This is a genomic window from Bosea sp. 124 (genome assembly GCF_003046175.1).
Taxonomy (GTDB): Bacteria; Pseudomonadota; Alphaproteobacteria; order Rhizobiales; family Beijerinckiaceae; genus Allobosea.
In genome coordinates, this window is sequence record NZ_PZZM01000001.1 from 1,905,715 (window position 1) to 1,917,821 (window position 12,107).

Genomic DNA, 12,107 nt, shown 5'->3' on the forward strand with positions numbered 1-12,107 from the left:
TGACTCCGATGCGGGCCGCGACGTCACGGCAGCATGACTGGCAGCAGCAGGCCCACCCGCCGATGACGATGAATGAAGCGACCTATTTCGCCCGCCTGCGGGAGTTGCAGAGCGCAGCATGGCCTGCGGGTGTCGCGCGCCAGCCGCATTACCCGCTGGGCGAGATCGCGATCAGCGAACACCTGCGCGAATGGGCCAGGCGCCAGCCGCAGAAGCCTGCCTGCATCTTCTACGGGCGCGAGGTCGGCTATGGGGAGCTGAACGATCTCAGCGAGCGCTTTGCGGCACTGCTGCATCAGCATGGCGTGCAACCGGGCGACCGCGTCGCCGTGTTCCTGCCGAACTGTCCGCAATTCATGCTGGCCTTCTTCGCTATCCTCAAGCTCGGCGCGGTGCATGTGCCGGTCAACCCGCTCTTCCGCGAGGCCGAGCTCGCCTATGAGCTCAACGACACCGGCGCCAGGGTCATCGTCTGCCTCGACAGCCTGATGCCGCTGCTGCGTCAGGTCCGCGACCGGACGCCGATCGACACCGTCTTCGTGACGAGTTTCGCCGAGATGCTGCCCGAGATTCCGAGCCTGCCCGTGCCACCGGCCGTGCTTCAGCCGAGGATCGCCTGCGACGACGCCATCGACCTGCTGCCGGCTCTGGCGCAGGTGACGGCGTCCGCGCCGGCCGTTCAACCCGACCTCGATGCGGTGGCTGCGCTGAACTACACGGGCGGCACCACCGGCATGCCGAAGGGCTGCATCCACACCCAGCGCGACATGCTCTACACGGCCGGCACCAGCCTCGCCGCGAGCTTCGCCCTGTCCCCCGACGATGTCGTCGTCAATTTCGTGCCTATCTTCTGGATCGCCGGCGAGGATACCGGGCTTCTGTTTCCGTTGGTGGCGGGCGCGACCGTGGTGCTGATGGCGCGCTGGGATGCCGTGGGCTTCATGACCACGGTCGCGCGCTACAAGGCGAGCTTCGCCTATCTGCTGGTCGACAACACCGTCGAGGTTCTGGAGCACCCGGAGGCGGTATCCTTCGACCTGACCTCGCTACGGAAGGTGCGGGTGTCTTCCTTCGTGAAGAAGCTGAACCCGGACTTCAGGGCGCGCTGGCGGGCCCTGACCGGCGCCGACATGATCGAGGCCGCCTGGGGCATGACCGAAACCCACACGATGGACACCTTCACCCTCGGCATGCAGCGAGAGGATTTCGACCTTTTGTCGCAGCCGGTCTTCGTCGGGCTGCCGGTGCCGGGGACCGATTTCAAGATCTGCGATTTCGACAGCGGCGCCCTGATGCCACTCGGCGAAACCGGCGAAATCTGCGTGCGCACGCCTTCGCTGTTCAAGGGCTACTGGAACAGGCCGGAGGCGACGGCGGAGGCGATCCGGGGCGGCTTCCTGCATACGGGCGACATCGGCGTCATCGACGAGCAGGGCTATCTGCACTTCCTCGGGCGCCGCAAGGAAATGCTGAAGGTCAAGGGGATGAGCGTGTTCCCCGCCGAGATCGAGGCGATGCTCGGCCAGCATCCCGGCATCGCCGGCTCCGGCGTCATCGGGCGCGAGGATGCCGAGCGCGGGCAGGTTCCGGTCGCCTTCATCGCGCTGGCCGAGGATGCGTCCGGGCTGACTGAAGCCGCACTGAAGGATTGGTGCCGCGAGCGCATGGCGGCCTACAAGGTTCCCGAAATCCGGCTCGTGCCGGCCCTGCCGATGACCGCGACCGGAAAGGTCAAGAAGGAAGAGCTGCGCGCCCTGCTCTGATACCATGGCCATGCGAGGCGCCCATCAAGAGCGCCCCGCAAAGACCGTGGCCGTGCCCGGACAGCGCGATCAGCCGTCGGCCCAGCGCTGCTGGAGTGCGGTGACCTGCATATAATCGTAGGAGAAGTCGGAGATCGACCAGTAGCGCAGGCTGTCCTGATGGAAAGCCCAGAGGTGGTCGTAGATCTTCTTGAAGGCCGGATTGGCGTTCGACATCTCGGCATAAAGATCCTTGGTGATCTTGTAGCTGGATTTGAGAATGTCGTTGGGCAGCGGCCGAAGCTGAGCTCCACCGGCGATGAGTCGCTTCAGCGCCGCCGGGTTCAGGACATCGTATTTCGCCTGCATGTCATGGCCGGCCGCCATGGCGCAGGTCTTCAGCGCATTCTGGTAGACCGGCGGCAGGCTCTTCCATTTCTCGAGGTTGATGAAGAAGCTCAGCTCGGCGCTGCCGTCCCAGAACCCGGGATAGTAGTAATAGGGCGCGACCTTGGCGAAGCCGAGCTTCTCATCGTCATAGGGGCCGACGAACTCGACGGCGTCGAGGACGCCCCGCTCCAGGGCCGGGTAGATGTCGCCGGCACCGAGCTGCTGCGGCACCACACCCATCTTCTGCAGCACATTGCCGCCAAGGCCGCCGATCCGCATCTTGAGGCCCTGCAGGTCCGCCGCCGACCTGATCTCCTTGCGGAACCAGCCGCCCATCTGCGAGCCGGTGTTGCCGGCGGGCAGGTTGTAGATGTTGAACTTGGCATAGAATTCATTGAGCAGCTCGAGTCCGCCTGCGTGGAAGAGCCAGGCCTGCATCTGCCGGCTGTTCGGCCCCCACGGGATCACCGTGCCGAAGGCGAAGGCCGTGTCCTTGCCGATGTAGAAATACGAGCCGGAATGCCCCATCTCGACGGTCCCATTCGTCACCGCATCGGCGACTTGCAGGGCCGGCACGATCTCGCCGGTGGCGAAGACCTGAATCTTGAACTTGCCGTCGGTAACCGCCGACACGGCCTCGGACAGGTAGCTGCAAGCGCCGTAGAGGGTGTCGAGCGATTTCGGATAGCTCGACGCCAGGCGCCAGGTGATGGTCGGCATGCTCTGGGCTATCGCGGGGGATGCGATGCCAGCTGCGGCGCCGACGCCGGCGCCCTTCAGAAATGATCTGCGCTTCATAGGTCGTTTCCTGCCCGTTTTTTTGTTCACCGAGATCGGCTTGCGACGAGCATGGCATGCCGCCGTCGCAGGCGACAAGGAACGCCGCTGCATGCCGGCCCGGCGCGGGCCATCGCGTCGGGCCGCTCGGGTCTGCGGGGTTCAGGCGCGGCCGCTCTCTTCCATCAGCTTGACGACTGCCGTCAGCAGCCGGTTCGCGGGCGTCGCGATCCCGAGCCTTGCGCCCGTCCGCGCGATATAGCCGTTGAGGTGGTCGATCTCGGTGCGCTTGCCTCTCGCCAGGTCCTGGGCGGTGGAGGACGACTGGTCCGGCATCGCGGCGGCGAGGCCGAGCACCTTGTCGAGAATGTCGTCATCGACACGAACCTCGCAGCCTCTCGCGACCAGGAGGCATTCCGCAACGATATCCTGCATGCTGCCAGCGACCCCATCCACCGCCAACATCCGCCCATAGGGCAGCTGCGGAACGGCCGAGAGGGCGTTGTAGCAGCAGTTCACGATCAGCTTCGTCCAGAGCGCGCCGATGACATTGTCGGAGATCTCGGTCTCAATGCCGGCCTGCCCGAACGTCCCGGCGATCGCCGCGCTCGCGGGCCCCTGCCCGATGACCAGTTCGCCACGCCCGTGATGCCTGACATGCCCCGGGCCCGCCATTTCGGCCGCGACATAGACCGCCGTCGGGATCACGGGCCGCTGCACGACCTCCTGAAGGCGCTCTGCGTTGTCGACCCCGTTCTGCAGGCTCAGCAGCGAAGCGCCCGCAGCGAGCCAGGGCGCGATGTCGCGGCCGGCGGCAACCGTGTCGCCCGACTTCACGCAGAACAGGACGATCTCCGCATCGGCCACACCGGACGGCTCCGTGCTGGCCGATGCCGGCACCGCTTGCGTGAACGCCCGCGTCTCGAGCACGAGGCCGCGGTCAAGGATCGCCTGCACATGCCCGGGCCGCGCGATCAGCGTGACCGAATGGCCGGCCCTGGCCAGCATGGCGCCGTAGTAGCAGCCGACGGCACCGGCCCCCATGACCGCGATTTTCATCGGCCCGCCCCCCGTTGCGGCCAGAGAAAGTCGCGACCGAGCTCGCCGGGCGCGGAACAGCCAAGATGGATCAGCGTGTTCAGCAACTCGGCGCGGAGGATGTCGATGATCGCCGCCGGTCCGCGCGACAGGCCCATGGCCGCAACCGCATACAGGAACGGCCGCCCCAGCAGTACGAAATCGGCCCCGGACGCCAGGCTGCGGGCGACGTCGTCACCCGTCCGCACGCCGCTGTCGAGAAGGATGGTCAACCGGTCGCCGCAGGCCTCCCGGATCGCCGGCAGGACCTCGATCGGCGCGGGCGCCGAATCGAGCTGGCGACCGCCATGGTTGGAGACGACGATGCCGTTCGCGCCGATCTTCGCGGCGGTGACGGCATCCTGCGGATTCAGGATGCCCTTGATGACGAGATGATGGGGCCATGCCGTCCGGATGCGCTCGATCCTGTTCCAGTCCAGGCCGGGGCAGGACAGCTGGCGAGAGACGAATTCAGCATGGGCCAAGCCGCTCATCGAGCCCTTGTTCTCAATGAAATTGGCCATGCCCGGACGTTGTCCCAGGCAGGCCCGCAACAGCCAGGCCGGATGCCGCCCGACATCGAGCACCGTGCGCAGCGAGGGCCGCAGCGGGATGGCCAGACCGTTGACCAGGTCCCGGACACGTCTTGCCGGCACGGGGATATCCACCGTCACCACCAGCGTCGTGACGCCGGCCTCGAGGGCCCGCGCCATGAGGGCCGCAGCGATGGCCTCGTCCGCGCCCGGATAGAGCTGGAACCAGAAATTCTCTCCGGCGATGTCCTGTATCGTCTCGATGGAGGTCGTCGCCGCCGTGGACAGGACATAGGGAATGTCCTGCTTTCTCGCCGCGCGCGCCAGGGCCCGGTCCGTTCCGGGGCGAACCAGATCGGCAAATCCCATGGGGGCGACGCCGAACGGCGCGCCATAGCGGCGACCGAAGATCGTCACCTCGGCACTCGCCGCCGAGCAGTCCCGCAAGGCGCGCGGCAGCAGGGCGATCTCTTCGAACCGCGCCCGATTGCGCGCGACCGCGATCTCGGACCCCGCACCGCCCTCGATGAAATCGAAGATCGCCCGCGGCAGATGGCGGCGGGCCGCATCGGCCATCTGACGCGTCGTGAAGATGGATTCGCTCGGCACGCGTTTCGTGTCCTCCCTGACGGCCTGTGCGCCCGGCCTCGAGGCTCCATGCCTACAAGCTGTCCATCGGCATGGCCAGAAGCGAGGCGCGCGGCGTGACGGGACGCCCCTCAACACGAAGACGAGCGGGCGCGTGCGTTCGACCAACCCACCTCATAAAAACGAGCGCCCGGGAAGGGCATAATCTCACTCGTATTGAGGTTGTCCGTCGGTTACGCCGAAATTCCCTGGCATCAGGGAATTATCAGGGAATTTGACCCGGAACGACGTAATAGCGGGGCGAATTTCTGCGAGAATTCATAGCTTTTAGTGCGTTCTTACCGTTTCTCTGAGCAGGGAATGTTATCGCAGAGTTGCAGGGAATTTTGCGGTGGGCTGCAGGGAGCGTTGCGACCTGCCGGGGTGGGCGGGGTGAGGCGCGCCGGCCAAAGACACTATCCTTTTGTATTCGTTTGGCTATTACTCTTGCGGGCCTGCTGGAGATCAACTACTTTGACTCTCGCTCGCGAATCGTCCGCGCGCATAGCCCTCCCCAGATCGGGTCGAGGCAACTGCTAACGAGGCATTTCACGTCAGTGAGCAGCCCTCGTTGCTCCCAAGCCTAAGGCGCATTGCGTTTTGGGGCGGGAGTGACGTGGCTGCTCGTTGACCCGGTCGATTTCCAAATGGAGTCGATCATGACCTCGAATGTTTCTCTTGTCAGCCCGATTCGCGTCCGCCAGCGGAGCCGTCCGCCCATTGCTGATGCTGCGATCCAGCACACCGGCCGCGAGCTCAGCCGTGCGGTGGCGCACTTCGAGGCGAAGGTAGTCGAGCGGCGCCTGGCCGAGCTGAAGCCGTCGCCGCGCAACGCCCGCACCCATGGCAAAAAGCAGATCCACCTAATCGCGGAGAGCATCAAGGCGCTTGGCTTCGTGGCGCCGGTGCTGATCGACGAGCATGATGTGATTGTGGCGGGACACGGACGTTTCGAGGCCGCCAAGCTCCTGGGGCAGACGAATGTCCCGACGATCTGCCTGGGTCACCTTAGCCAGGGCCAATTGCGAGCCTTTGCCTTGGCGGATAACCGACTGGCTGAGCTTTCCGGTTGGGACAACGAGATCCTCAAGATCGAGCTATCGCATCTGGTCGAGAGCGACATTGAGGTGGATCTGACCGGGTTTGACACGCCGCAGATCGACTTGATCCTGAGTGCGGATGGGGCGCCCGTAGCGAAGGCGGATCGCGCCGATGCAGTCGAGCCGATTGGTGCGCAGGCGGTGACCCAGCGTGGAGACCTTTGGCTGCTCGGTGACCACAGGATCTTATGCGGCGATGCGCGTGATCGTGCCGGCTATGAGAAGCTGATGGGTGGTGAGCTCGCCCAGATGAGCTTTACGGATCCCCCCTACAACGTCCGGATCGATGGCCATGTAGGCGGTCTCGGCAAGATCAAGCACCGCCCGTTCCCGATGGCCTCGGGCGAGATGAGCAAGCCCGAGTTTACGGCGTTCCTCACGATCGTATTCGGGGAGATCGCAGCATCGTCCCAGGATGGGGCATTGATCTACAGCTGTATCGATGGCCCCCATCTCCATGAGATGCTCAATGCCGGATATGCGGTCTTCGATGAGCTGAAAGCGGTGATCACCTGGGCCAAGACCAATGCCGGGATGGGTTCGCTGTATCGCTCGCAGACTGAGCTGATCCCCCTCTGGAAGAAGGGCAAGTCGCCGCACATCAACAATATCGAGCTTGGCCGTCACGGCCGCTACCGCACGACGCTGTGGAGCTACACCGGTGCCAATAGCTTCAGCCGCGGACGGATGGAGGATCTGGCAACGCACCCCACCGTCAAGCCCTGCGCGATGGTGATGGATGCAATCAAGGATGCCTCGAAACTCAACGGCATCGTGCTGGATCCGTTCGGCGGGTCGGGCACGACCTTGATTGCAGCCGCCAAGACCAAGCGGCGCGGCTATTTGATGGAGCTCGATCCGCTTTATGTCGATGTCGCCATCGCGCGCTGGGAGAAGCTGTTCAAGCGCGAGGCACGCCACGCTGAGACAGGGCTGAGCTTTGCGGATATGGCAACGCAGCGCGTGCGTCTGTTCGCCGGCAACGAGGTGATGGCGGTGGGAGGCGACGATGTCGCGTGACACCGATCAGCCCGCTGTCGGGTACAAGAACCCGCCCCAACACAGCCGCTTTCAGAAGGGCAAAAGCGGCAATCCCTCCGGACGCCGCAAGGCCAAGCCCCAGCTCAACATGTTCGACGAGCTCTACAAGCTAATGTCGGAGCCAATCCCAATCATGAAAAAGGGCAAGCAGCAGTCGGTCTCGTTGCTGGAAGCGCTCCTGCGCAAAACGGCTGAAGCGGCACTCAAAGGTGATTCTGCGGCGCGAAAAGACCTGATCAAACTGATGGAATTGGCTCCGAGGGTCTCTGAGGTGGACGCTGGCGAGATGACGAAGGAGCAAGAGGACCAGTTGGTGGCGCTCTTCCTCGCGCGTCAGCGACGTTCCGATGGGGGCTGCGATGCCTGACCAGATGCTGCTCAATGCGATTCTACGTCGTGACCTGTCGAGCTTCATTGCCCGCAGCTTCATGACACTGGATCCCGGCACGCCCTATCTGCCGAACTGGCATATCGATGCGATTGCCCATCAGCTGACGCGGGTTTGGCGGGGTGAATGCAAGCGGCTCATCATCAATGTGCCGCCGCGCTCGGCCAAGTCGATCTGCGTCACCATCGCCTATACCGCCTGGGTGATAGGCCATGATCCGCGCAAGCGGATCATGGCGATCAGCTATGCCAACGAACTCTCGCTAAAGCACGCTGCCGATTTCCGCAGCGTGGTAACGAGCGGGTGGTACCGCAGGCTGTTTCCGGGGTTCGCAATCACGACCAATCGCAAGAACGAGATCGAGACCAGCGAGCGGGGTTCACGCTTCGCCGGTTCGGTCGGGGGCTCCGTGCTCGGGCGTGGCGCCGATCTGATCGTTATCGATGATCCCATCAACGGTCTCGATGCAGTGCTCTCGGCCGCCGAACGGCGTCGTGTAACGGAGTTCTACGATGCGACGCTGTATTCGCGCCTGAACGATCGGATCAACGGCGCCATCATCATCGTGATGCAGCGCCTCCACCAGGATGATCTCGTCGGTCACGTCCTGGAAAAAGAGGCGTGGGAGGTGCTGTCGATTCCCGCCATCGCAATGGAGGACGCGACCTATCGGATCGGGTACGGCCAGGACGCGCTGCATCATCGCAAGGCAGGCGAAGTGCTCCATCCGACCCGCGAGCCGATCGCGTGGCTGGACGTTGCCAAGCGCAATCTCGGCACGCTGAATTTCTCCGCGCAATATCAGCAAAATCCGCTGCCGGATGAAGGCAATGCGATCAAGCGCGACTGGCTCCGGTCCTATGAGCATCAGCCTGATCGGTTCGATCTGGTGGTCGCTTCGTGGGACACCGCCTCGACTTTGTCGGAGACCTCGGACTGGTCGGTTGGCACGGTCTGGGGGGCGCGGGGTCAGCAGTATTACCTGCTCAACGTCGTGCGCGGTCGTTGGGAGAGCCCGGAACTGCGGCGCAAGATGATGTCGATTGCCGAGGATTACGAGGTCGATGCGACACTGATCGAGGATACGGAGCTTGGCCGGGCACTGTCTCAGGATCTGCGCCGAACGGGGAAGCTCTATCCGCTCTTGCAGACCGCGCGGTTCGACAAGACGGCACGGCTCCAGGCGCAGGCGGCGCGGTTTGAAGCGGGACAGGTGTTTGTGCCGCAGCAGGCGCATTGGCTGGCTGACTATCTCGTCGAACTGTTGGCCTTCCCGACAGCGCGTCATGACGATCAGGTCGATTCGACGAGCCAGGCGTTGAAATACCTCACGGCGCGTACGCCGGTGCTTTCCGTCAGACCGCAGAGAGTCGTCCGACCGCAGTCACGATTCCAGCGGGCTTAGGCTGTGGAGACGGCGCTGCAAGACGCAGTGACGGGGAGCATGTGGTGGCTTGGGCACGACCCAGGCCATTACTGCCTGACGGCGACGATAGTCATAGCGTAGCGGCGCCAAGCCATGCAGCCGACCATGATCTGCCGGAGTGCGTTTTGCGTTGGAGGAGACGCGGCGGCAATTGTCGCTGCGCAACGGTCATTTCCGCTTGGCCAAGAGGGCATTCTCGACGCGTTCTTCATACCTAACGGGTCGAGGGCGAAACCCCGGGGGGATCGCCTTCCTCGACTGGGCGCAGGAGTTTCCGACCCGGCGAGTGAGAGATTAGCGCGCGGGCGGCGCTTGCGGGATGAGCTCGTCGTCTATGGGCCGGGCGTCGCCCGCGCTGGTCCAGACGAAAAGGACATGTGTCGCTGCCCGCGCAACCGAGATCAGCCCGACAGTGTAGAGCAGTTCCATCGATAACGCGCCGAACCACCAGATAGCCGCGACCACCAGCAGCAGGGCTATGGCATGGGCTGCCAGTTGCCACGCGGTGTAGTAGGAAAGCGCGGCGAGGTCGTGAAGCGGATTAAACAACGCAATGCCGCCATAGAAAAGCGCCATCACGGCAACGACATCACCCACGCCCTGCCATTTGCTGCCATTGAACACACCGCCGAACAGATGCGCGCCAACCGCGATCGGCACGAACAGCCCGATGGCGCCCGCGACGAGCCCAAGCGTCGCCCAGCGTACCCAGAATTGTCGCCGTGGCCCCTCGCGTGTCCGAAGCTGGTTAAGCAGCAGCGGGCCCGCCATTGTTCCGAACATCTGCGTGGGCAGGTCAAGAAGACGCATCGCAAGGGCAACATGAGCCGCCAGCAGCGGATTGGTGGCGTATGGAAGAGCCAGAAGCGGCGCGGCGGTGAAGCCGAAGGAGAGCAGCGCCGAGGGCAACAAGACGAGAGGGGCATCGCGCCAGCGCCTCGCTGCCCAGGCGAGGCCGCCCAGAGACCACACGCCCGGGCCGGCCAACGCGATCAGACTGTGACGGCGTCCCTTCAGGACGTAGGCCGCGGCGGCTGCGTGGCCCAGTGCATCGGCCAGGAACAGAGCAAGCGCCTTGGGACCAAACAGCGCGATCAGCAGGAGCATGAGGATGGGCTGGACCAGCGCCTGCACGACATTGCTGTTGCCGATGGCCCGGAAATCGCCCTCGGCCGTTGCCTCGGCCCAGAGCAGGCGCAACACGGCGCGGGCCGATAGTGAGACGAAGAAGATCAGGGCGACGGCAGGGGCCACGCGCCCGATCTGCACGAGGATCACGAGAGCGGTGGCGACGAGGCTGAGGAAAACGGCGGCGCTAGTCATGGCGAGCCGGAAAGCGAGGCCAAGCTGGCCGCGATCGCTGTTGCGGAAAAAAACGGCCTCGAGTCGCATTAGCGCCGGGATGGAGAGAAAGGTCGCGGCTGCCAGGAAGACGGCGAAGGCTGCGAAGATATGGGGCGGGCAGAAGGTGGCGGCGACAAGCAGTCCCCAGACCGAAATCAGCCGGGCCTGGACGAAGCGCAGGCCCAGCATCGCGGCCGAGCCGAAGCCCTGGCGCAGTGCCGGGACGCGCCTTGCGACGAAGCGCCGGCCCTGCGCGAAGGCGAGGGCCGGGCGGCTGGGCGGAAAGCTCGCCCGCTCCAGGGTAACGTGGGCGACCATGTCGATATCCATGCCTGGACCATTGTGCAGGCTGTCGCCCTGCGAGTCGCCAGGGCTGCCGGACGACGAGGTCTCGACAGTCGGGCTCACGATGGCCTGGCCTTCGAGATGTGAGGCTGCGCCGGCATGGTTAATGGACGGTAAAGATGCGGCATGACGAACCGGTAATGGGGCTGCGCCCGGAAGGCGCGAGGAAAGACCCCACAAATCGGGCCGCGCGATGGCCGTCAGACAAATTTCGTCTTGAGGGCCTCGAAACGCTCTAACTGATCTGGCAACAGCGCGCGACTGGCATCTCGTCGCACGAAGACCTTGAACATGACGTCGCCAGCCCCGTTGGAGAACTGCACCGATCCACGCGGGATTCCTGTCAAACTCTGAACGCCAAGACCACGGTCTGAGCACTCCTTTGTGCATGGGATTGGTTGCAGGTTCGCCTATGGACACTGTGAGGCGGCAAGGACCGCAGCATCCTTGGAGCGCAGGGATATGAGATTTGCCCTTTGTTGCCGCGAGGCCCGTTCGATCTGGCCTGTGGCATCGCTTTGCAAAGCGCTAAATGTCTCGCGCTTAGAATTCCATGGTTGGCGTGCTCGCAAGCCAGCGTTCACAGGACGGGTGGCGCCAACGTCCGTGTGAACTCCAAGCCCAGCGACCAGCCCTATAGCGTTCGTCACGTCTAGCGCGATGTGCTGGCCGGTGGCTTCTCCTGCGGCATGCACAAGATTGAGCATCTGATGCGTGCGCAAGCTTTAGGGTTGGTCGCGGGCGACGTGACCTGCCCAAGGCGGCCGTGACAACCTGTTCTCGTGCTGTGTCGTCGGTTGGTCGATGAAGGCCGAGTCACGGCTAAGCTTAGCACCGACGCGCATGTCATGGCGATTTGGCGGCATCGAAAGCCCGACGCGCTGCACCATTACTTGGATTGAAGCAGCCAATACACCAGCCAGCACTTCCAAGGATCTGCTGACTGAGAACTGCGTTACTGGCTATATGAGCCGTTCGAGCAATGTCTTGAACAACGCTCCCATGCAGAGCTTCTTTACATTGCTTAAAGCCGAGCGCGTGAGGGGCAGGGTCCGCTGGACGCGCGACGCCCCCATGGCCGACATGTTCGACTACATTGAGCAGTTCTACAACACGATCCGCAGTCACTCGATGCTTGGCTACATCAGCCTGGTCGTGTTCGCCAAGAAGGCCGAATCCGCTCAATTGGCGGCCACAGATCCGGGAGCACGCCACTAGGAGCGACGATCGACGCGGTTGCGTCGTTTTTGCGCGCTGCCGCCGCAGACGATGAAATCGCAACGAAGCAGGATGGACCACGCAATAGAACTTGGTTAG

General features: G+C 63.8%; 10 protein-coding genes. 5 read left to right on the forward strand and 5 right to left on the reverse strand.

All coding sequences use genetic code 11. The annotated features are described in order from the left end of the window. Positions 1–62: 62 nt before the first annotated feature. A complete protein-coding gene (locus C8D03_RS08910; protein WP_108045938.1) occupies positions 63–1,763 on the forward strand; it encodes an AMP-binding protein in 1,701 nt (566 codons plus the stop codon). 69 nt (positions 1,764–1,832) lie between these two features. On the opposite strand, the gene C8D03_RS08915 is transcribed toward C8D03_RS08910, so the two are convergent. From C8D03_RS08915 to C8D03_RS08925, 3 genes are all read right to left on the reverse strand, one after another. Continuing rightward, complete coding sequence (locus C8D03_RS08915; protein ID WP_108045939.1) at positions 1,833–2,930, reverse strand: TRAP transporter substrate-binding protein; 1,098 nt, start codon at positions 2,928–2,930, stop codon at positions 1,833–1,835. A 141-nt stretch (positions 2,931–3,071) separates the two neighbouring features. Beyond that, positions 3,072–3,968, reverse strand: coding sequence for a ketopantoate reductase family protein (locus tag C8D03_RS08920; RefSeq protein WP_108045940.1), 897 nt, complete (start codon positions 3,966–3,968; stop codon positions 3,072–3,074). After that, positions 3,965–5,095, reverse strand: coding sequence for an alpha-hydroxy acid oxidase (locus tag C8D03_RS08925; protein ID WP_108045941.1), 1,131 nt, complete (start codon positions 5,093–5,095; stop codon positions 3,965–3,967). Before C8D03_RS08925 ends, C8D03_RS08920 begins: the two co-directional genes overlap by 4 nt. Positions 5,096–5,805: 710 nt before the next feature. On the opposite strand from C8D03_RS08925, the gene C8D03_RS08930 reads away from it, so the two are divergent. From C8D03_RS08930 to terL, 3 genes are read left to right on the forward strand one after another with little or no spacing between them, the layout of a single operon-like run. Next, positions 5,806–7,266 (forward strand): site-specific DNA-methyltransferase, encoded by a 1,461-nt coding sequence (locus C8D03_RS08930; RefSeq protein WP_108051420.1) that lies wholly within the window; start codon positions 5,806–5,808, stop codon positions 7,264–7,266. After that, entirely contained in the window at positions 7,256–7,654 is a 399-nt protein-coding gene (locus C8D03_RS08935) for a DUF5681 domain-containing protein (protein ID WP_108045942.1), read from the forward strand. The genes C8D03_RS08930 and C8D03_RS08935 overlap by 11 nt, the downstream gene beginning before the upstream one ends. Beyond that, on the forward strand, positions 7,647–9,080 hold the full coding sequence (gene terL / locus C8D03_RS08940) for a phage terminase large subunit (RefSeq protein ID WP_181300812.1): 1,434 nt from the start codon (positions 7,647–7,649) through the stop codon (positions 9,078–9,080). The genes C8D03_RS08935 and terL overlap by 8 nt, the downstream gene beginning before the upstream one ends. A 315-nt stretch (positions 9,081–9,395) precedes the next feature. Here terL and C8D03_RS08945 read toward each other — a convergent pair whose 3' ends face one another. Together C8D03_RS08945 and C8D03_RS26770 are read right to left on the reverse strand one after the other, a co-directional pair. Beyond that, the gene (locus tag C8D03_RS08945; RefSeq protein ID WP_146170117.1) at positions 9,396–10,853 is read right to left on the reverse strand and encodes a hypothetical protein; all 1,458 of its coding nucleotides are present in this window, start codon (positions 10,851–10,853) and stop codon (positions 9,396–9,398) included. Positions 10,854–10,990: 137 nt separating this feature from the next. Beyond that, a complete protein-coding gene (locus C8D03_RS26770; protein WP_282568586.1) occupies positions 10,991–11,113 on the reverse strand; it encodes a ChuX/HutX family heme-like substrate-binding protein in 123 nt (40 codons plus the stop codon). Positions 11,114–11,594: 481 nt separating this feature from the next. On the opposite strand from C8D03_RS26770, the gene C8D03_RS08950 reads away from it, so the two are divergent. After that, a complete protein-coding gene (locus C8D03_RS08950; RefSeq protein ID WP_108045945.1) occupies positions 11,595–12,008 on the forward strand; it encodes an IS3 family transposase in 414 nt (137 codons plus the stop codon). Positions 12,009–12,107: the final 99 nt, after the last annotated feature.